Here is a 21,236-nt window from a genome sequence, read left to right as displayed (position 1 = left end):
GCCCTCGAAGAGGGCGATACTTACAACTGTTTAAAGGCTTCAAGCACCCTAAGGTTTTGCTCAGGAAGTCCAATACTTACTCTCACAAAATGATCAAAACCTAATTCTAGCCAAGGTTTTATCATTATTCCTTGTTGCAGCAGCAAAGATGCGACATGCGCAGACGGCTGCTTGACATCAATAAATAAAAAGTTAGCTAGACTTGGCGCGACAAAATAACCCAGCTCAGTGAGGGCGGCGCTGAGTTTTTCCCTCTCGCTATTCGTTTGCGTGACCGTGTCTGCCAAATAGGAGGGATCTTGCAATACCGCGATCGCAGCAAGTTGTGCTAGTCGATTTACATTGTACGGTGTACGTACGCGGTGCAGATAATCCGCCAGTTGGGCATTTGCCATTACGCCGTAACCCACCCTAAGTCCTGCAAGGCCATAAGCTTTGGAGAAAGTCCGTAATACCGCGTAGGGGCGGGGCTGTGTTTGAAGTAGCGCTAAGCCGTCAGTAAACTGTTTATGGCCTTGTGCATATTCGCAGTATGCTTCATCAATGACGATAACCGTATTGAGCGGACAGGCATCAATGAGGCGCTGCAAATTATTGGCATCAAACGTACAACCTACAGGATTGGACGGGTTGGCAAGCATAAGCATTTTTAAGTCTGGATAGCATGCGATAGCATCGAGCCAATCATCAATTCGATAGGACAAATCGCTTTGCATCGGCACCTCCAGTACCTTTGCCCCCATCATATTGGCGTAAATCCCATGAAGCGCAAAGGTAGGCTTGGCCACTAACACTTTATCGCCTTGACTGAGAAAGGCTTTGCAGAGCATTGAGAGTACATCCTCGGAGCCATTGCCGAGTACAATTTGTTCTCTGGTAACGTTAAGCTTAGTGGACAGGCGCTCGCTCAGCTCTGTGCATTGACTGTCTGGATAGCAGCTAGCGGTATGCAGCTGTGTTTTAAAAGCATTAAGCGCTGCAGGACTTGGCCCTAAAGGGTTTTCATTCACCGAGAGGTTTATCATATTGGGGTGGAGATTACGCGCCGTTGCTTGCTCAATGGTTTGTCCTGCACCATAGGGCGGCAGTGCAATGACTTCTTTGCGGGCTGGGTTTGGCATTGTCGTTGTCATGCGTTTTGCTCCTTGAGTGATGTGGGCTCAAGCAAACGGTTAGCCCTATGATTAAAAAGCCAAATCTCAGATAGCGCTGTGACCGCAAGCCCTAACATTAAAGCGTACCAAACGCCCAAAATTCCCAAAGAGAAAAACTCTTGAAATAACCACGCACCGGGAAGACCAATACACCAATAGCCAATTAAAGACAGCATTAGCGTGCTTTTCACATCGCCAAGTCCACGCAAGATACCGAGCCCAATATTTTGCCACGCGTCAAAAAACTGCAAAAAGGCGGCAATAACGAGTAGTTCTATGGCGATAACAACGACGTCGGAGTTTTGTAATTCTTCTGCACTTAAAAATGGCAGCAGTACAAATTCGGGTACGAACAAATAGATTAAGGCGAAAACAGACATGACCGCTGCACCGCAAATAATGCCCAAATTGCCGATGCGTTTAGCATGATGAAAGTCTCCCGCAGCATTGGCTTCACTGATGTAAATAGAACAAGCAGATGAAATGCCGGCAGATACCATAAATACGATGTACACCATTTGGCTAACCACGTTGTGGGCGGCTAAGGCATTAACGCCGAGTGTTGCCACAAATAGCGCCAGCACGGTGAAAAAACCAGCTTCAAGGCCGTAAGTTGCGCCAATTGGCACGCCCATTTTCCATGTTTTACTAAGTGCTTCACGGTCGGTTTGCCAAAACTTTATAGTGAGGTAGGGGCTGAGTACGTCATCGCGCTTGGCAAATAGTACAAACAGTAAAAACGATAAATACAGCACGATACACGTGGCGGCTGCAACCCCCACAAAGCCGAGTTGTGGTAGGCCAAACTGACCAAAAATTAGACCGTAATTGAGCACGATAGTGAGTACAACAGATACACCCGTTATTAACATCAATGGCCCTGGTCTTTTTAATCCAACACTAAAATGCCGCACGCTTTGAAACCAAAAACAGGGTAATAAGCCCAAAGCGACAACGGTTAAATATTGGGTCGTCAAATTGGCAATTGCCTCGGATGTACCGATAAACCTTAAAAATGGCTCTATGGCAAACATCGCGGCGGCAAACAGTAGACCCAAAAATGTTCCGATAAGCATGCTGGCGTTAAAAAGAGGAGTGATCTGATCTAGTTTTGCCTTGCCGATTGCATCAGACACCAAATTACCCGTTGCCGTGACTACGCCCGTTCCCATGGTTCTAAATTGATTAAAAATACCAATGGCGAGGCCGCCAGCAGCCAGCTCTAATGGGCTCAACATACCGAGCATGATAAGATCTATCGTTGCAATTGCCACGTAGAGCAGATTGGTCAGAATAAGCGGCCCTGCAAGCTGGCTTACTTTAAAAATATCGGTGCGCGCTGAAGCTACCATAGGGTTACTTCCTCCACGTTTTCTTGTGTGATGGCAAAGTCCGCAACGGCTCGTCCGAGCGCCACGTCAGTAATGATCATGCCGCTGTTATAGACAAAGATAATTTCATCAGGGTGAGTTCGTGCCGGTTTTTCACCATTTAGTATTTCAGTCAATGTCGCATCAACGGTGGGTAGCTTGCCGTCCTCGTCTAATAAATCGTCTCCGGTGACCTTCATTTGTTCTGCATCCGTTGTGAGCAACCTATCAGCTCGGTGTAGCACTGATTTTTCGATTCCATAGCCAACCAAAATCACCACTGCGCCGGGTTTCAACCATTCATATTTAATGTTTTCTTTGGCGGACAACCCAGTAACGGCAAGGATCACATCGGCTTGCCTTACCGAAGCTTCTAAGTCTTGTGATACCGCAACTTGTCGCTGTGGGTGATGCTCCTTTAGTTTTTGCTGAACCGCTTCCAAGCCTGCTTGATAGCTACCGTGGACGGTTAGGTGTGTGAGTTTTGGTAATGCCGTGACGAGCATAGGTAAAGCGATTTGCCCTTGAACTCCTGTGCCTACAACCAACGCATTTTTGGCATCTGAATGAATGGCATACTTTGCAAACAAGGCGGAGGTGGCTGATGTGCGCATAGGGCCCAGCTCTTTTACATCCATTAGGGCCACAGGGTGGCCTGTGGCATCATCGCAAAGGAAGATAAAAGAGTAAAACTGATATTGGTTACGGCTTCTGTCAGGGTCGTATTCGTAGACCACTTTAAAGCCAACGGTATTACTAGCTGCATCTCGGCCAGCCATACTATAGGCGATGGAGCGGCCATCTTGTGGCGTCATAATCACTTTAAGTGGGTTGGCAGAGTCGGGGTGATGCAGTGAGCGAAAGGCATTTTCCACCACCTCAATGACTTTACTATAAGGGAAATCAAGTTGCGCCAGTCGGGCTTCGTTTAGTATCGGCAGAACAGTTTGTTGAGTCATAGTTAGGCGCTCGCGGTTGGTTTATATTGCATTAATAGCTCATAGAGTTCCTGCTCGATGTTAATATCGATAAGGTCGTGCTTTGCCATCCAATCATCATTGAATACGGTATCGAGATATTTCTCGCCACCGTCACAAACGAGTACTACAAATAAGCTATCGGCGGGGGCGGTTTTTAACGCCTGTAGTGCTTCGTATATCACCCCTCCAGCCGAACCACCGACCATTAGGGCGTAATGCTTGGCAAGGTATCTGGCGGTATTAAACGCTTGTTTGTCAGATACCTTCACGCCTTTGTCGATGAGTTCATACTCAATAACTGGACCTATCTCAGCGCCTTCCGGCGTCCCCGTTCCTGATTGATGATAATTCAGTCCTGGTCCACCAAAAATCACAGAACCCACAGGCTCAACCCCAATCGTTGTGAGTTGATGACAACCTAAGTCGCGCAAAGCCCTTGTTGTGCCGCATAGCGACCCACCTGTGCCAACCGCACCGACAAGGTGAGTAATGTGTTCACCAAGTTCATAAAAGACCTCTTGCGCCAGTCCTGTATAGCCGCGGCTATTGGCAAAATTATTGTGTTGGGCGGTCCAAAATGCGCCTTGCTCTTTTGCCAGCTTTGCGGCCATTGCATCTCGAATATCAGTCGATAAGCTGTCGTCTCCGGCTTCGCTAACACAGATCACTTCCGCGCCAAAAGCTTTCATATTACTGATTTTCTCTTTTGCCGCATGGTTATCCACAAGAGCGGTAAAACGATAGCCACGCTCCGCTGCAAGCAGTGCAAGACCAACGCCGGTATTGCCGGAGGTTGACTCAACGACCCAGCCCCCCGGCTTCAGTTGGCCACTGGCTTCTGCTTCATCTAACATAGACTTCGCCATTCGGATCTTAGCGCTACCGGTGGGGTTGAACTGCTCAAGCTTAAGATACAGTTTGCTACCGTTTGGTAGGCTTAAAAACTGCATTAGCGGGGTATTACCAATGCTTTGCGATACCCTTAAATAAGGGGTTAGGTGCAATGTTGAGGCGAGCGAATGCTGCGCATTTATGTTCATAAATAGGCTCCTTTACGTTGTGTTATTGGGTGTTTTTTAGCTAAGTAGTTGCCAAGAAAGTCTGTTGTTCTCCCACGTTACGGCGATTTTTCGTGGCAATGGCATTGAGTGAAATTCGGATTCATTTGAATCCATTTGGTATCCTGCGGTGTTGAGGTAAACCATTAAGTCATCGCGCTGTGGTAGTTGCGACAAGGGGATAAACCGCCAGCTTAGCATGTCGCTATCTAGACAGGTTGCACCGCCAAAAGCCACGCGATACGCTCCTTGTTTGCGGTTTGAATGTGCCGTGAGTAACAGCGGACTCGGCAAGTATTCACTTTCAAACCACTGTTCTGACAGCGATAAGCTTGAGCCCGAAAGTGTAGCGATATGACAGTCAGATGTGCCTAGGTGCGGCTTTGTCCCTTGCACTTTAAACAAGCTAATACCAGCTTCATCGAGCAGTGCTCGGCCAGGCTCGAGCATTAATGTAAGGCTCCTTTGGCGTAATGCTGCTAATGCGGTTTGTCCATGTGTGTTCTTCACTGCCAAAATAGCGTGTAAGGTATCCGCAGGGCTTTGCTCATTATGGTAGGGATAAAACCCTGCAAAGGTTTTACCTGCAAAAAAGCATTCAAAGTCCAAGGCTTGTTGCCACTGCTCATTTTGTAGATAGGAGACGGGCAAGCCACCGCCAATATTCACTTTTGATGGCGACAGTCCTATTTGCCTAGCCTCGTCTATCGCACCGATTAAAGTATGAATGCTCTGGCCACGTGCTTGTGGGCAGTATCCGCTTAAGTGGCAGCTAAATCCTTCCAAGCTTACCCACTCCTTGTATTCTCGGCACTGGGCCAATAATGGCGTAAGCTGGCACAGTGAACTGCCAAAGCGTGAGGCTTTAGTTGGTTGTGTTTGTAAACGCAGTAGCACCCGTGCAGGGCGCTTTCGCTGGCGGGCCAGTGTAATGACGGAGTTTAACTCAGCACTTGAGTCAATAGCGATAAGCGCTTGATGTACAAGCGCTAAGCTAAGTAGTGCATCTGATTTATGCGGACCAGATACACCAATTTTTTCACCTTGAATACCACCGCTTAGGGCAAGTTCAAACTCTTGCACACTAGCCACGTCTATTCCTATATCGTGATTAGACGCGACTTGAGTAAAACATTGGGCTTTGTTAGCTTTTTTTGCAAAATAAATCTCATGCTCAAGCCTAAGCGTTATAAAGTTGGCTTGCAGGGTTTCGATATTTTCCGCAAAACGCTGAGGAAACACTAAATGTAGCGGTGCTCCCAATGCCGCTGCCCATTCAAATAACTTGGCTTGATGCTCCGCGAGCAGGCTTCGCGTTTGTGGATGCAATTTTGCAGTGAAGGCGTCACTCATACGACTAACACCTCTTTGTTGTTTGCACTGTCTAACTTGTTGACGTGGCGTTTTGCTATAAAGAGTAAGCCAACGGCTAGTAGCAGCAACCAAATTAGTGGCGTGTAGTTGTTCACAGGTGTGGCAAAGTCATTGCTAAATTGAGGAATATTCGCAAGATCCATGAGCGTTGGCTTTGCGCTACAACCCTCACAAGGTGCAAAATCGCCTCTTTGATTGGCTTTGGCAATTTCGTTGGCAAAGAAACCTTGTAGTGCTTGATGATGAGCTTCAACTTCTTCCATAAAGGCGTGATGACGTGCTAATCCATTGCCCGCTAAATCAACCAACAGTGTTTGTGCGATGAGTGCGGGGGAGAGATATTGTAGCTTTTGCGCATTATGTTGCTGTGCTTGTTGCGCCGTAAAAAATCGTACATCTTGGGCTGCCATTGCGCGTTCGACAGAATTAATAGTAGCAATTTTTTTGGTGGCGTAATCGCTGGCACCACTGCCATTTTTTGCAAGCTCTGGATGATCTTGAAAATACTGAGCTAAGGTCTTTTCACTCGCTTTTTGGGCATCGTCGCTGGCGGCACGGAGGCTATCTATATAGTGAATTCGTGAAGGGGTTGGGTCGAGTAATGCGATGCTGGTATTGACCAAAGCTGGAACCACAATCACCAAGGCAAGCCAACAGGTGACTAAGGTAGCTGCGTTATTTGCCGCACTTTTAGCTCTGCTATTTACCCAAGCGGTTAAGGCAATCCAAAAGCCACAATAACATAGTGCGATAAGGTTATAACTCAGCAGTTCAATCACCCCTAGCTGCTCTCGTATTGTTATTAAAAGCAGGCTACTAATACTTAAAAATGGCAGCACAATTAACGCACTTCGCAGCAATAATTGATAAGTCAGAAGGCGGGTCGCACTGCCTCCTTGCAGCATCAGTAGTCTTAGCTGCCCATCTTGGCGTTCACTTGCCAAGGCATTAAAGCAAATGCCAATAATGAGCAATGGCAGTAAGTAGACAATCACAAAACTTAAATCGAACTGGCCTAACAATAGAGATAGTGGGTGAACATAGTCATATTGATGAACGATGTGCTGTTTCTCTTTGATTAGCATCTTAAAATAGTAAGGTAATACGTCGGCTTGCCCTGTTGCGATTGGCGACGTTGCAAGCGGGGCTTTGGTGGCGTAATTTTGCATCAAGTAAAAAGCCTGCCCGCGCAGGTCGTACGGGTCTTCCCACCACTTATAGTCTGCTGTGCTGGCGAGTCTTTCGGGTAATCCAGCTTTGGCATCTTGGATGGCCTGTTGCTGCATTTGCTGTGCGGCAAGTACTACGTCATGCTGTTTTTTAGCAAAGTAATGGGCGTTAAGAAATGCCACTAGCGCGAGCATGCTGGTGGTTAATAACAGCGCGAGTACGAGCTTTTCTCGCCAGAGGTTTTTAAACTCAGTAGCTAACATTAAGCGTTTCATCTTTGCTCCTCCAAACGCAGCTTTTTAATCGCGAAGAAACTCAATAACACCAGAGCGATTAGCCAAAAGCTCAGGCTAAACAGGCTGATAACGTAGTGAGGCAGGTAACGAATAACATTGGGGTATTGGAATGCGAACTTTGGGATCTGCTGCCATAATTCCTCGCCCGCGGTGTAATGTCCGTCCGCTTTGTGACCATGATCTCTTTGATTAAAGTTAAGCACCTCTTGCATCATACGGCGGTGCTGCTCTGCCGCATTCTCAAATGCTTGCTGGTGGGTAAAGTCGCTGGCGGCGGTGGCCATCGACAGCGTTTGTATTGCGATAAACGGCGTTAACATCCCTGCAAGTTGATAGCTTTGTGATTGCGCTTCTAGTTGAGCTAAACGCGCTGAAAATAAGCGGTCAAAGATTTTATCAGCGTATTGTTCACCAAATTGGAGTTGTGCTCCGGCATAATCAAAGGGTAAGTCTTCCACATTGCTGACACCATATTGAGTCAATGTTTGCTGTTTGAACTTTGCGATTGCTTCAACTCGTGCTTCGGTATAAACCTCACTTTCAAGCCTTGCTTGAAATGCTTGACCTGAACCTTGCGGATGAATGGTGGTCGCGATATTCATCGCCAGTTTTGGTAGTAAAAGCGTTGTAAATGCCCAAATGGTCAATAGCGTTATCAATGCGCGCCTTGCCGTTGGCAGTAAACTTGAAAGCGTGGTGGTGAGTAACGACCAAAGTAATAAGTAAACTAAATAAAACAGTAAAAATAACCCACTTCTGAGTGTATGAGGCTCCGTGCTTGTTACTTGGCTATAAAGTAAAAAAAGCGCAACAGGCAATAAAAATAAGCAAGAAATAGCAAAAAGCAGCGCACATTTGGCGATAAACAACTTTGCAGGGCTTGCGCCCGATGCGAGTAGTTGTTTTAAGGTGCCTTGCTCACGTTCTCGGGCAAGTAGAGGGTAGCCAATTAATATAATTAATAGCGGCAGTAATACTTGTAGCACAAAGGCCGGTGATAAGCTGCCAAAACGTGACATCGGCAAATTATCTTGCGCACTTCTAAACATACTATCGTTACGAATATGAGCTTCAAGCCTCAACACATTCCCTTGGTATGCTTGTAATCCCGCATCGAGTGCCGCCAGTGGGGTGGTGGGTTTGACCACATAAATACCGTAATGGGCGGCGGAATGGGGGCCTTTTTCACCTTGATTTAGCCAGCGTAATTGCTCTGACTGGGACACTTCAGTAACGGCTTGCTGATAGCTTTGGTGGCTTTTAAAACCAGTCAAGCAGGCAAGCAAGAGCAGTAATACTGCAATGCCTCCAAGCCAAAGCCCTTGTCCCTGCCGCTTGGTATCGAGCCATTCCTTTTTAAATGTCGTTTGAAACATCAGACACCCACCTTGATATGTTTGAGGTAAACGGATTCAAGTTGGACTTCTTGCAGTTGCTCATAGACTAAAGTATCGACTAATTGCCCTTGATTGATAATTGCCACGCGATGGGCATCTTCTTGAGCACGGTATAAGTCGTGGGTCGCCATTAAAATCGCGACGCCTTGCTTTGCTAATGACTGAATGAGCTGGCTAAATTCATGGCTGGCTGAAGGATCAAGACCTGATGTAGGCTCATCTAAAATCAATGCCTTGGCTTGCTTTGCAAGGGCAATGGCTATGCCCACTTTTTGTCGCATCCCTTTTGAATAGGTTGCAACGGGTTTGTCTACAGCGTGACTTGGCAGTTTTACTTCACCGAGCAGTGTGCGAAAGGCCTCGTCGGTCTTTTCTATGCTGGCCATTTTGCTGAAATACGCGAGATTCTCAAGTCCGCTAAGTCGCGGATAAAGCGCGACTTGTTCAGGAATATAAGCCAGTTGCTGCCTTGCCGTTACTACGTCATGCTGTGGATTAATTCCAGCGATGGTGATTTCCCCAGCATCCGGTTGTAAAAAGCCCAGTAAGCAATTAATCGTGGTGGTTTTACCTGCCCCATTTGGGCCTAGCAGCGCTAGAATTTCACCTTGATGTACGCTCAAGCATAGTCCCTGTAGCGCTTGGTATTCACCAAAGCGCTTTTGCAGGTTATTGATTTGAATAACAGGTGTAGTCATGAATTATCCTTAAAAGCTCACGCTTAATGAGGCGATAAAAGTGCGGCCACGACCGGGAGCGACTCCCCAATCTATGCCTTTGGCACCGCCAGATAGCCAATATTCTTTGTCGAACAGGTTTTCGGCTTTGAGTCGAAGCGTGGTGTTAATGTCAGTAAAGTGGTACTTCGCGCCCAAGTCGAAGCGCGTGTAGGCTGGTAACTGTAGGGTGTTATTGACGTTTTGTTCGCGTTCACCAACATGGAAAATACCCGCATTGATGCTTAATGCCTCCCAAAATGGCAACTGGTAGTCGACATAGAGATTCGCTTGAAATTCTGGCACATTGGCTGGGGTGTTGCCATTAAGCGCGGGCTCGCCGTCAAGCTTATCTAAGCTGGGGTCCATCAAGGTGATGGATGCTACGGTTGCAAGGCCGTGAGCGAATGAGCCACTGGCATTGAGCTCAATACCTTTATGTGACTGGACACCGTCTTGCACGAAATAGTTAGTAATGTGATTGTGGTACTCCAACATTTTTTCTATTTCGAAAACGGCTATCGAGTAGTTCATGGTGTCCGTTTGGTATTTTATACCGGCTTCAATTTGCTCGCTTTCTTGGGGGCCGAGTGATTCTCCTTCATTTATTGCACCGCTGCCGATGACTGCAACGCCGCCTTCCCCCGCGCCTTCTGAGTAACTGGCGTAAAACGCGAGCTGATCGCTTGGGTTGTAGTTAAGGCCTATGATGGGGTATTAAAAGTTCGGTCGTCTAATGTGGTTTTAGTTTGGCCTGGTAGAGTTTGCTCTTTTTTGTATTGAATATGACGCAGCCCTAAGGTGGCATAAAATACATCGTTAAAGTGCAAGGTATCTGTGATAAACAACGCGCTTTCAGAGGCTTCAGTTTTGGTTGGTTCTGGATAATCAGGGAACTGCGGTTTACTGCTATGAATTGGATTGAAAATATTGCCAACGGGGTTGGTTAATTCAAACCAACGACCATCCTTAGACTCATAATCACGAATACTAACGCCGACGACTAGTTCATGTTCAATTGCTGCGGTGGTAAGCTGACCGCTGATAAAACTATGTGCGGAGAGCGTGTCATACGTTTCGTCTGGGGTAACGTGGATAGCGGCAGACAGCACATTACCTTGTGTATCAACCGAGTAGATATCAGGAAAAACGGTAAACCTATCATTACCAGAAAGCGCAGCTTGGTTTACCCATTGCCACGTGTCGTTCAACCAAAAATCAGCACGTGCGGCTAGGTTATAAGACTCGGTTTCATACTTTGCCCAAGGTTGTCCGAGCAATACATCACTGGTGTCGACATAGGGCGGTAATATTTTACGGTCAGGGTCATTGGGGTCGCTGGAAAGGCCTATCAAAGGCTGTGATACAGTGCTTTTGTCTTGGAAATCGCCGTCTAATCGGATAAATAGGCGATCTGAGACTTGCCAATCCAGTGCTGCACTAAAGAAATAGCGCTCTAAGTCATCACCACCAGTAAAGTCACCGTTTTTCTCTGCTGCTGCATTAATACGATAGCCGAACGTTTGCTCGTCAGAAATTGGCCCACCGAGATCGATGTGTAAATACTTTCCTCCACGGCTACGTACTTCTGTTGTGACATCCAAAAAGGCGTCCATGGTTGGGCGCTTTGTCACATAGTTGATGGTACCGCCGGGGTTGTTAAAGCCTGATACGAGACTTGACGGGCCTTTGACGATATCAATGCGCTGAATATTCTCTAGCGGTACATCTTGGTAGGGGGCAAGCGCTAAACCGTCGCGTCTTAAACCGTTGGTCCAATCTAGTTGAAAGCCACGCAGACTCACAAAGTCGAAAACCGTACCAATTGAGGTATTTTGAACAGAAGCATCGTTGGCAAGGACTTCGCCTAGCGTTTTTACTCTTTGATTGCTGATCAGTTCTTCAGAAAATGATTGAATGGAAATAGGAAGAAGCTGCGGATCTTTCATCCCCAATGCCGAAGCGTTCACGTCTCTCGTGCTGTAAAGAGGCGCGCGAGTGCCATGCACATCAATTGTTTCAATGGGTTGTTCGGCAACACTAAGTGAAGAATATAAGCTACTAAGCACGCTAACTGTCAGGAGTGACCTTGTCATTTTGTTATTCCAACTGCAAAAACGAATGTGAAAAGAACCATCATTTATTCGATACAAATGATTATTTTTAAAAATGTTATAACGTAACGATCTTAATCATGTTTTTGTGTGCTTGAAAAGAGGGAAGTTATTGCCAAAAGGTTATCCCTGCATCTTTTTGTTGTGAAAAACAAAACAAATATGGATCGTTCAAAGTAACAGCTTTACGTGATGAAAAAGTATAAATCTCAACAAGTATTATTTTTACAAATAAAAATCGTTCTCATTAATTTGTTTTTAAAGCGGGTGAGTTGATTTTTTGTTGTGAATTTTTGTATAAAAAACAATGTGAAAGTTTGTAAATGGTTTGCGTGTTATTCAGTACATCGAGCTTAATCTCACTGAATAACGCTGAACATATGCTCAGAAAAGTGCTTGCTGCTTGATAAAGGTAACGAGTTTCTCAGCAATGTCTTTATGTTCTGAAGCGGTGGGGTGCCACACACAGCCCTCTAATGGTGAGTCAAATGTATGGCTATATAGTTTTCCAACATCTTGCTGGTTAAGCCTTGCAATTGCATCTTGAGTTGCAGGAATAATAAAGTTATACGGATATGCTGGACGAGGCATATAAATAATGGGAACCGCAGGGTATCTTGTACGCAGCTGTTTGGTGAAAACGACCATTGTTTCTACCCACTGCGTTTTGACTTCGTCAATAGTTTGCCAAGGCTCTGCAGGGGTTGGAGCGGTACTAAAGTCATTGGTGCCTACTTCAATGACGATAAGCTGTGGAAACTTGTCTTCAAAGTCAGTGTTGTCGGTAAATACTGCTGACATTTTGTTATAGTAACTACGCAGCGTATGATGTGGCTGATTGCCACCCCAATTTCGAATTAAGCCTAAACCTGAGTATGAAACTTGGGTAAAACTGGCACCCAACTGTTGTGCGCTCATATACGGAAATGCTTTACGCGCGTTACTTAAATCAAGAATTTCACTCCATTCACACTGTCTTTGGGTGGACTCACTGCCAAAGCCTGCGCTAATTGAATCGCCAATAAATAAGATATGGGGCTGTGGCTGCTGGATTGAGTCTAATTTTCCGTCTACATCAACACTTAGGAGCTGGGTATTGTGTTCGTAGTGCTCCCAGCGTTTAACGAGTTCAATTGTGACGGTTTCTGCCTTTGTACTTTCAAATAGCGTGAAGGTCTCAGCGACTCCATTGGCGTTGGTCTTTAGCTTTTTTGTAAATTTGCCATCAATTAATACATCGAATTGATCGCCATAGCCCATCAACTCGATACGAAAGGCGCGACCGGTGAGCTTAGTATGCAGCTGGCTGCCGGGCCAATTAAAACTCACACTGCCATCGGCATAGTTTTTACTGACGCGTCCTTCATAATGAATCGCATGATGGGTCGCTGCGTGATTTGCGGCACCGGCGACACTTCCAGAAGCTAATAAAGCTACCGTAACTAACGTTTTTAACATGTTGTATTCCTTGTAGGGTGATTCATTGAATAATGTAACTGGTTTAAATGGGTTGTGAGTGAATTTAGGCTTGAAAATTATTCACTTAAGAAGGGGAAAATAGAATATATCACTGGCAGGAAGAGAGTTGCTCAGGTACATTACTCTATGTAATCAGGTAAAGGAGAGGTAGCTGATGACCATTGTTGAACAGATAGTTGCTAGAGATATTGAAGCGGTTATTATATATGAATCTGAGCAGGTGATTGCATTTGCCGATCATGACCCCATAAACTTTGGCCATATCTTAATTTGCCCCAAATCCCCTTATGGAACACTTCTTCAAGTCCCTGAATCCATATTGGCAGAAATCCACAGCGTTGCGCGTGACCTTTATGAGCGAATTGAGCGTAAATTTTCCCCTGATGGGATTACGCTGGTGCAAAACAACGGACACTTTAACGAATTAAGCCACTATCACTTGCATATTTTCCCCCGCTATAAGCGAGATAGTTTTGCGTTTGGACGCGATGGGCTCAATATTAAACCTCAAGAGGTTCTGCGTACTTCACTTGAGGGGTTATAGATGCTCGGAGAAGTATTAATCAAGGTTGTTGTAACGCTATTGCTTTGTATGTCACTCGTCTGGACTTTGTTGCCTTGGGCGTTTGGATTATTAAATTTCCAAAACAAACATGGCTACCCACTCTACAAAATTGGCCGAGTGTGCTGGTGGATAATGGTTGCTATGCACGGCGTATTTGCTATTGGTATTTGGTTTTTCGATGCCAGTTTAAGTAAGTTAATATTTAGCCTAGCTGCAATGCATTTCTTTTTTGGGGTAACGTTTGCCAGAAATGTAAGCACGCAATAAATCAAAAGGTCATAAGTGAAGATTACCATCAATGCGATTCAGGGCGAGGATGCAAATGCCATTGAAAGGTTAGGGCCTGTTGATCTTTCAAGTTTGTTTTTACAGCAGTTTGATTGGTATTGATACAAGGCAGAGCCTGCGTAGCATAGTCATTCTATGTAAGTCTGGCGATAAAGACTTTGTGCTCCTGCAAAGTCACCTTACCCCACATCCTTGTGGGGCAACACAGAAAAAATGCTAATCAAGCGCTGCCCTTTGGGTTCATCTGAGTGCGCTTTGTTCATTGTTGCTCAACTTTTGCCTAGATTACTAGGCGGCAAGTCGAGCGTCGCGACCAAAACACACTCAGAAGAACAAAAATCAAACAGCAAAGGTCAACAGGCCCTAATGCGTGAAGTTTCAGAGGCTGACGTCTTCCCCCATTTTTCGCAGCTTGGAAGAGATACTTATTTAAACGAAATATTACCTGGAGTGACTCAGGTGATGTGCAACGCCAATTTTGTCGGTGCCAAGGCGTTATTAAACGGTGAGCTGATTGGATTTGCTTTATTAAGAGATGGTAACTATCTCACCCATTTATTTGTTGCCAAGTCAGCCCAAGGTAAAGGGGTTGGTCGGCAACTATTAGATACTGTGCTAGCGAGTGCATCCGCAGCTCAAGTCTCATTGTGCTCATCGCTAAATGCAGCATCTTTTTATCTCGCGCTAGGTTTTCAGGCGACAGGGCAAGAAGCACAGAAAAACGGTATTAGATTTATTCCAATGAGGTTAGATCGAACTTAAGCAAGGATATTTTACGACATGGGTTGGGTTGTAAAAAATCACAAAAGTAAATTTTAAGTAATTTAAAATGCGACTACACTAAATCGACATAAGAAGAATATCTGCTAGATCAAGATCTAAGGAACGAGTATGCCAACACCTCAACCAGGCACTGTAGTGAGCAATGCACAAACTAGGGCCGCTAATTTAACGACGACAAACAGCAGTGAAGTGCCAGCGACTAAACAATTTGTAGTGAATGCCACCGGCAACTTATTTATCGCAAGTACGCTAAACAGCACCGCAGGTGGAAGTGTATTGCCGCAAGAAGCTGAAAATGCGTTTGGTGAAGTCAGCGTATTTTTTGCCGCACTCACAAAAGCGATGGCAGAAGCTGGGACAAGTCTGTACGACTACGATGCACTCAATAAATTAGTGTCAAGCTCAGGATTGTTTGTCAAAGTGACAGATAGCAATATTCAATTTGAAAGTAAGCAAAGTGGCGTCACTTTATCAAGCCAATTGATCCAGACTTTACTAGGGCTCAGTGGTAATTTAGCCTCCATAGGTAAATCATTGATGGATATGATCGCTGGTATGGGGCAAGCCTCGGTAAGTATCAGTGCGAGTTCCGACAGCCAAGACAAAAAGGTCGGCACCATCATTTTTGTCTGTGAATATCTGCTTGGTGCAATTTCTATTGCGCCCATTGTCAGAGCGTCGCGACCAAAACACACTCAGAAGAACAAAAATCAAACAGCAAAGGTCAACAGGCCCTAATGCGTGAAGTTTCAGAGGCTGACGTCTTCCCCCATTTTTCGCAGCTTGGAAGAGATACTTATTTAAACGAAATATTACCTGGAGTGACTCAGGTGATGTGCAACGCCAATTTTGTCGGTGCCAAGGCGTTATTAAACGGTGAGCTGATTGGATTTGCTTTATTAAGAGATGGTAACTATCTCACCCATTTATTTGTTGCCAAGTCAGCCCAAGGTAAAGGGGTTGGTCGGCAACTATTAGATACTGTGCTAGCGAGTGCATCCGCAGCTCAAGTCTCATTGTGCTCATCGCTAAATGCAGCATCTTTTTATCTCGCGCTAGGTTTTCAGGCGACAGGGCAAGAAGCACAGAAAAACGGTATTAGATTTATTCCAATGAGGTTAGATCGAACTTAAGCAAGGATATTTTACGACATGGGTTGGGTTGTAAAAAATCACAAAAGTAAATTTTAAGTAATTTAAAATGCGACTACACTAAATCGACATAAGAAGAATATCTGCTAGATCAAGATCTAAGGAACGAGTATGCCAACACCTCAACCAGGCACTGTAGTGAGCAATGCACAAACTAGGGCCGCTAATTTAACGACGACAAACAGCAGTGAAGTGCCAGCGACTAAACAATTTGTAGTGAATGCCACCGGCAACTTATTTATCGCAAGTACGCTAAACAGCACCGCAGGTGGAAGTGTATTGCCGCAAGAAGCTGAAAATGCGTTTGGTGAAGTCAGCGTATTTTTTGCCGCACTCACAAAAGCGATGGCAGAAGCTGGGACAAGTCTGTACGACTACGATGCACTCAATAAATTAGTGTCAAGCTCAGGATTGTTTGTCAAAGTGACAGATAGCAATATTCAATTTGAAAGTAAGCAAAGTGGCGTCACTTTATCAAGCCAATTGATCCAGACTTTACTAGGGCTCAGTGGTAATTTAGCCTCCATAGGTAAATCATTGATGGATATGATCGCTGGTATGGGGCAAGCCTCGGTAAGTATCAGTGCGAGTTCCGACAGCCAAGACAAAAAGGTCGGCACCATCATTTTTGTCTGTGAATATCTGCTTGGTGCAATTTCTATTGCGCCCATTGTCATTTCAGCGGATGCCAATGATGTAAAAGCCATTTGGCAAGTGGGCCCTTGCTTACAAGGTGGGCATACAGACGTGCAGTTAAGTCTGTGCAAATCAGTCTACTTATTTGTGCCACCAGCATTTGTCAAGCAAGCGGCATCGCTCAACGAGGCGATGTCAGACCCTGAATTTAATAATCTGATTGAATCAATGCGAAGTGTCATAGCCGCTCCGCCGCAAACCACGGCAGCCAGTAAAACGACTAAAAAGGACAGTTAATGTTGGGAGTAAACAATGTTCTCAACTTGGTTTAGCAAGCAAGATAAACCGTCAAAACCGCAATCACAGCCAATATACACCCCAATTACTAAACATTATGTGTTTAATGAAACGGGTAATATCATGTTGTGTGCTACGGCGGATAGCATTAAGAGCTTTGACACTGACTTAAAAAGTGCATTCGTTGATATTAGTGTGTTTTTTGCTGCAATGACAAAAGCGGTGACATCGACAACAAATCCGGTGACGGGGAAGCCGTTTTCAATATTTAACTACCAAGCTGTGAAAAATATTTTGGTAGAGTCAGGGCTTTTCATTGAAACCAATGTGGAAGAAGGCACTTTTAGTCACGATGGCGTAGGTAATGCGCTCGGCAAAGCGCTGTTTCAGCATGTCTTAAATCGAGAGTTTTCTGAAAAGCAGCTGCCTTTTGCCAAGTCCATGTTTAATGGTATGCAATACCAAAGGGCGAAGATGGCAGAGCAATCTGAGATGACGGAAGCGCAGCAGCAGCTTTGCCGCAGTGGTAGCATCTTTTTTATTGGTGAGCTGTTGATGGGGGTGCCACAAACGTCGGCAATTTTGCTTAGTATCGAACCACAAAGTATTGCCCAGTCGACAGGCGATACCGAAAGTGACTGGCAAGATTTATTTTCGTTGGCTGGGTTAGATGAAGACAAGCATCAGCCCAAGCACATCGTGCGTCATTGGAAATTTAAAAAACGTACTTATCTATTTGTACCACCGCAGTTTATTTCTCATGCGGTGGCAGGACTTGGTGAGCAAAGCAATATTGATTTTGAGGAATACAGTCGCAAATTGGCGCAAAGTATTACTCCTAATCACAGCGTTAGCTAACTTCAAATAGTATAATCTTAAAGCGCCTTAGCTAACTCGGTTAATGCGCTTTTTGCTATGTCTAAATCAATTTGCTCCGTTTGCCAATTACTGAGCGCAGCACGGATCACCTTCTGTCCTTGCCAACTTCCTGGGCTGACAAATATACGGCCGTCCGCATTAATGGCATGAAGGAGGGCAGTTGTTGCTGCGTCATCTTTGCCGCTTGGCTTGAAAAGCACCACGTTGAGCTCTCCGTAGTAGACTAATTCATAGTCTGGAGAATCAGAAAACCAGTCTGCAAGTTGTTTAGTTTGCGCAATATTTTTGCTTACCCATTGACGGATCCCGTCTTTACCATAGGCAAGTAATGACATCCAAACGGGTAATGCCCTAAATCGACGAGAGTTCTCTACACCCATCGAAAAAAAGTCGGGGTCGGCTTTTGATGTGACTAAGTAAGGAGCTGGAACGTCGCAGCTTTCAACCAAGTAGTGCAAATGACGAGTGAGAAAGATCCCACAGTCGTATGGCACATTGAGCCACTTGTGTGCATCCAAGGTAATACTATCGGCTAACTCAAGCCCCTTAGTGCGACCTTCTGAGCCAGAAACCAGACGGTCGAAAATGCCAAATGCAGCATCAACATGCAGCCAAGCTTGGTGTTTATCGCATAGACGGCGGATCTGCATTAAATCATCAAAATTAGTACCGGTAACCGTGGCGGCACTGGCGATGACAATTTTTCCTTTGGCGTTACTTTTTGCAAGCGCTGACTCAAGCGCTGCAATATCCGTAGCTTCATTGCCTACTTGCGTTGCGACTCTCGTGATTTGGTTGCGGCCTAGGCCTGCAAGACCAAGCGCTTTAATCATACTCGCATGGGGCGTCGCACAAAAAACCTCAACTTCCAAACCGAAGGCTCCATCTTCTGCCACATTGATCCCTTGTTGATGCCCTGCAAACTGGCGTGCTATGACTGCACCTAAGTAATTTGCCGCTGTCGCCCCTGTAGTAAAAAGGCCATCAAAGCTTGCTGGTAGGTCGAATAATTCGGTTAGCCAGCGAATGGCCTGCCGCTCTATACTGGTTGCAATGGAGCCATCACCCTTTGAGACATTTTGGTCATAGGTTGACACCAGCCAATCGGCAAAGGTGGCAACAGGCGTTGCGCCGCCGGTGACAAATCCCCAATACCTAGGCCCAATACTGGTGCTTAAGTTTGGCACTACTTGTTTACTAAAAATCTCTATCAGAGACTCAAATTCAATTCCTGATTCTGTGAGTGTGAGGTCGGGCGGAGCAATATCTCGACCTGCGACTGGGCGGCTATTACTAGACTGTATAAATGCCTCGGTAAGTTTAGAAAATTCAGTGAGCAATTGGGGTAATGCTTGCCATTGGTTGTGTGTCATCGTCATGTGCCAATCCTATTTGTGAACGAATACTGGAATTACAGTGTAACTTCGATAAAAATGCAGTACAGATACAGAATTCTTGGTTGTTAAGGGTACAGATGGCGAGAAAGTTTATTACATTAAGTGAGCAGGTGATTACAGAGATAAACGCCGGTGAACGTCAAGTCGGTGAAAAAATGACTTCACTTAGGATCTTTGCCAAGCAGCATGGCGTGAGCATGAGTACTGCAATTAGAACCTACGAGGAACTACAGGATAATGGCTTTTTAGCTTCTCAAGAGAAATCTGGTTTTTATATTTGTAAACCGATAGCGAAAAATAGTGACATTGACTTTGCCACGTTTACGAGTGAAGTGAAATCGCCTAAAAGTGCGTTAAGACCCTCTGTCGTAGGGCTCAATACGATGTTATCGACGGTGCAAGTAGCGCCCGAGTTGATGCCCATAAATCGCTTGACTAAGTTTATAAAGCAAGCGTTCGACTCTCCTCAGTATCACCATTTTCATTATCCAAGCGCGATGGGACTGATGTCGCTTAGAGAGAATTTAACCAAGCACTTTAAACAAAAGGGGTTGGCGCTGAATCCTGATAATCTCGTGGTGACAGGCGGTTGTATTCAAGCCGTGATGGCGGGACTGCAGGCTGTTACAAAAGCGGGGGATTGTGTGGTCGTGCCATCACCTTGTTATCAAGGTTTATTGCAACTGCTTGCAACGCTACAGCTCAAGGTGATTGAGATCCCAACAACGCCCGAAGGACTTGACCTGGAAGCCTTGGAACAGGTCGTGACAACGCAAAGGGTGTCAGCGTGTTTGCTTACGGCAAACCACCAAAACCCAACGGGGCACAGTCTATCTGTGCAACAAAAAGCGTGGCTTGCGGATTTTGCTGCGCAGTATCAAGTGGCGATTATTGAAGACGACGTCTTTGGGGAGCTGAGCCATAATCACACAATGCCTTTACCGATAAAGGCGTGGGATAAAGCCGGATATGTAATTTGGTGTAGCTCAGTGTCTAAGACGTTAGCGCCGGGCTTGCAAGTTGGATGGTGTGAAGCTGGGCGTTATCAAAGCCAAGTGGCCGCGCTCATGCAGGCATTTCACGGCATGCCAAATCAATGTTTACAAATGGCGGTATCACGCTTTATTGAGACAGGACATTACCAGCGCCATTTACGTACGCTTAATCGCACCTTAGCGGCACATTGCTTCGCTTACCAAAGCTATTTGAAATCGCGTTTACCAAAAGGCTGTAAAATATCTTCCCCTCAGGGCGGAATGGCATTATGGCTGAAACTGCCTAATATTGACTGTGATGCACTCGCTTTACGGCTCGCTGAACTTGGTGTTGAAATTCGCCAAGGCAGCTTATTTACAAGTCGTGAGTTGTATCAAGATCATCTGCGGATCAATTGCGGTTGGCCGCTTGGTGTGGCAAAACCTTGGTTAGATAAGCTATGTGATTGGGTACTTCATAATTGCGCCAAATTATAGCGTTAAGCTCGGTTCATATAATACAACAAGGAATTAAAAAATGACTGTATTACTCAACGCAGAAACCCAAGTAAATAGCGAAGCGCTCAATGCCATTGCACATATGCCAACCAAGAGTCTTGGCGTATTACTCGATAGCGACTTTACGCGTAAGCTTTGCGATAAAGACTTTATGCGCATTGCTGTTTTGCTGGCACAAAAGAGTTATGAAGAGGGCGGTTGCCCAATTGGCGCGGTTATTGTTGATAACGAAACCAATCAAATTGTAGGTAAAGGACATAATACGTTAGTACAAGAGAGCCACCCATATAACCATGGTGAAACCTCGGCAATTCGAGATGCGGGACGGATTGATTTTAGTAAAACCACTTTGTATACCAGCCTAAGTCCTTGTGATGTATGCGCAACGTTACTCTATATGCGTGGCTTTCAGCGAGTCGTGGTGGGGGATATCACTAGTGCGTCAGGCAATGAGCCGTTACTTGAAAACAAGGGCGTACAGGTTGATATTTTAGAAGATGAGCAAGGTATCGTACTGTATCAACAATTTCGTGCTGAAAAGCCAGAACAAGATTTAGAAGATTGGCAAGGTCTGGCAGCGGTAAACGCAGGTCATAAGTAAATGACTGTACCCATAGTGAGGCAAAGCCATTGCTACGG

At 45.5% G+C, this 21,236-nt stretch carries 21 protein-coding genes; 9 read left to right on the top strand and 12 right to left on the bottom strand.

Features of this window, described 5'->3' with window-relative positions:
• Positions 1 to 20: 20 nt before the first annotated feature.
• From hisC to PPIS_RS07645, 11 genes are all read right to left on the bottom strand, one after another.
• Positions 21 to 1,133 carry a histidinol-phosphate transaminase gene (gene hisC, locus PPIS_RS07690; protein WP_010377507.1) on the bottom strand — a complete coding sequence of 371 codons (1,113 nt, stop codon included), beginning with the start codon at positions 1,131 to 1,133 and terminating at the stop codon, positions 21 to 23.
• On the bottom strand, positions 1,130 to 2,506 hold the full coding sequence (locus PPIS_RS07685; protein WP_010377509.1) for an MATE family efflux transporter: 1,377 nt from the start codon (positions 2,504 to 2,506) through the stop codon (positions 1,130 to 1,132). The genes hisC and PPIS_RS07685 overlap by 4 nt, the downstream gene beginning before the upstream one ends.
• The gene (locus PPIS_RS07680; RefSeq protein ID WP_010377510.1) at positions 2,500 to 3,483 is read right to left on the bottom strand and encodes an ornithine cyclodeaminase; all 984 of its coding nucleotides are present in this window, start codon (positions 3,481 to 3,483) and stop codon (positions 2,500 to 2,502) included. The genes PPIS_RS07685 and PPIS_RS07680 overlap by 7 nt, the downstream gene beginning before the upstream one ends.
• A gap of 2 nt (positions 3,484 to 3,485) precedes the next feature.
• Complete coding sequence (locus PPIS_RS07675) at positions 3,486 to 4,544, bottom strand: cysteine synthase family protein (RefSeq protein ID WP_010377512.1); 1,059 nt, start codon at positions 4,542 to 4,544, stop codon at positions 3,486 to 3,488.
• A 36-nt stretch (positions 4,545 to 4,580) separates the two neighbouring features.
• Positions 4,581 to 5,915, bottom strand: coding sequence for an alanine racemase (locus PPIS_RS07670; RefSeq protein WP_010377515.1), 1,335 nt, complete (start codon positions 5,913 to 5,915; stop codon positions 4,581 to 4,583).
• On the bottom strand, positions 5,912 to 7,381 hold the full coding sequence (locus PPIS_RS07665) for a DUF3526 domain-containing protein (protein WP_010377517.1): 1,470 nt from the start codon (positions 7,379 to 7,381) through the stop codon (positions 5,912 to 5,914). The genes PPIS_RS07670 and PPIS_RS07665 overlap by 4 nt, the downstream gene beginning before the upstream one ends.
• Positions 7,378 to 8,778, bottom strand: coding sequence for a DUF3526 domain-containing protein (locus tag PPIS_RS07660; RefSeq protein WP_010377518.1), 1,401 nt, complete (start codon positions 8,776 to 8,778; stop codon positions 7,378 to 7,380). The genes PPIS_RS07665 and PPIS_RS07660 overlap by 4 nt, the downstream gene beginning before the upstream one ends.
• The gene (locus PPIS_RS07655; protein ID WP_010377520.1) at positions 8,778 to 9,497 is read right to left on the bottom strand and encodes an ABC transporter ATP-binding protein; all 720 of its coding nucleotides are present in this window, start codon (positions 9,495 to 9,497) and stop codon (positions 8,778 to 8,780) included. The genes PPIS_RS07660 and PPIS_RS07655 overlap by 1 nt, the downstream gene beginning before the upstream one ends.
• A gap of 9 nt (positions 9,498 to 9,506) precedes the next feature.
• A complete protein-coding gene (locus tag PPIS_RS25605) occupies positions 9,507 to 10,223 on the bottom strand; it encodes a TonB-dependent receptor (RefSeq protein ID WP_276324811.1) in 717 nt (238 codons plus the stop codon).
• Entirely contained in the window at positions 10,220 to 11,611 is a 1,392-nt protein-coding gene (locus tag PPIS_RS25600) for a TonB-dependent siderophore receptor (protein ID WP_010377525.1), read from the bottom strand. Before PPIS_RS25600 ends, PPIS_RS25605 begins: the two co-directional genes overlap by 4 nt.
• A gap of 402 nt (positions 11,612 to 12,013) precedes the next feature.
• Positions 12,014 to 13,087, bottom strand: a complete 1,074-nt coding sequence (locus tag PPIS_RS07645) for an SGNH/GDSL hydrolase family protein (protein WP_010377529.1) — start codon at positions 13,085 to 13,087, stop codon at positions 12,014 to 12,016.
• 175 nt (positions 13,088 to 13,262) lie between these two features.
• On the opposite strand from PPIS_RS07645, the gene PPIS_RS07640 reads away from it, so the two are divergent.
• The 7 genes from PPIS_RS07640 (at position 13,263) to PPIS_RS07610 (ending at position 17,686) form a co-directional block, all read left to right on the top strand.
• Positions 13,263 to 13,652, top strand: a complete 390-nt coding sequence (locus tag PPIS_RS07640) for an HIT family protein (protein ID WP_010377531.1) — start codon at positions 13,263 to 13,265, stop codon at positions 13,650 to 13,652.
• On the top strand, positions 13,653 to 13,940 hold the full coding sequence (locus tag PPIS_RS07635) for a hypothetical protein (RefSeq protein ID WP_010377533.1): 288 nt from the start codon (positions 13,653 to 13,655) through the stop codon (positions 13,938 to 13,940).
• Positions 13,941 to 14,174: 234 nt separating this feature from the next.
• Positions 14,175 to 14,723, top strand: coding sequence for a GNAT family N-acetyltransferase (locus PPIS_RS07630; protein ID WP_010377534.1), 549 nt, complete (start codon positions 14,175 to 14,177; stop codon positions 14,721 to 14,723).
• A gap of 129 nt (positions 14,724 to 14,852) precedes the next feature.
• Positions 14,853 to 15,482 (top strand): hypothetical protein, encoded by a 630-nt coding sequence (locus tag PPIS_RS07625; RefSeq protein ID WP_249031254.1) that lies wholly within the window; start codon positions 14,853 to 14,855, stop codon positions 15,480 to 15,482.
• The gene (locus tag PPIS_RS07620; protein WP_081693777.1) at positions 15,482 to 15,877 is read left to right on the top strand and encodes a GNAT family N-acetyltransferase; all 396 of its coding nucleotides are present in this window, start codon (positions 15,482 to 15,484) and stop codon (positions 15,875 to 15,877) included. The genes PPIS_RS07625 and PPIS_RS07620 overlap by 1 nt, the downstream gene beginning before the upstream one ends.
• A 129-nt stretch (positions 15,878 to 16,006) precedes the next feature.
• Entirely contained in the window at positions 16,007 to 16,828 is an 822-nt protein-coding gene (locus tag PPIS_RS07615; RefSeq protein ID WP_010377536.1) for a hypothetical protein, read from the top strand.
• 15 nt (positions 16,829 to 16,843) lie between these two features.
• Positions 16,844 to 17,686 carry a hypothetical protein gene (locus PPIS_RS07610; RefSeq protein ID WP_010377539.1) on the top strand — a complete coding sequence of 281 codons (843 nt, stop codon included), beginning with the start codon at positions 16,844 to 16,846 and terminating at the stop codon, positions 17,684 to 17,686.
• Positions 17,687 to 17,703: 17 nt separating this feature from the next.
• Here the strand turns inward: PPIS_RS07610 and PPIS_RS07605 are convergent, their stop codons facing one another.
• Positions 17,704 to 19,086, bottom strand: a complete 1,383-nt coding sequence (locus PPIS_RS07605; RefSeq protein ID WP_010377540.1) for a pyridoxal phosphate-dependent decarboxylase family protein — start codon at positions 19,084 to 19,086, stop codon at positions 17,704 to 17,706.
• Positions 19,087 to 19,181: 95 nt separating this feature from the next.
• On the opposite strand from PPIS_RS07605, the gene PPIS_RS07600 reads away from it, so the two are divergent.
• Positions 19,182 to 20,576 carry an aminotransferase-like domain-containing protein gene (locus PPIS_RS07600; RefSeq protein WP_010377542.1) on the top strand — a complete coding sequence of 465 codons (1,395 nt, stop codon included), beginning with the start codon at positions 19,182 to 19,184 and terminating at the stop codon, positions 20,574 to 20,576.
• Between the two features lie 40 nt (positions 20,577 to 20,616).
• A complete protein-coding gene (locus PPIS_RS07595) occupies positions 20,617 to 21,198 on the top strand; it encodes a nucleoside deaminase (RefSeq protein WP_010377544.1) in 582 nt (193 codons plus the stop codon).
• Positions 21,199 to 21,236 lie beyond the last annotated feature (38 nt).

It is taken from the genome of Pseudoalteromonas piscicida, from assembly GCF_000238315.3.
GTDB lineage: Bacteria > Pseudomonadota > Gammaproteobacteria > Enterobacterales > Alteromonadaceae > Pseudoalteromonas > Pseudoalteromonas piscicida.
The sequence above is the reverse complement of the archived record's forward strand: the minus strand, read 5'-3'. Positions and strand labels throughout refer to the sequence as shown.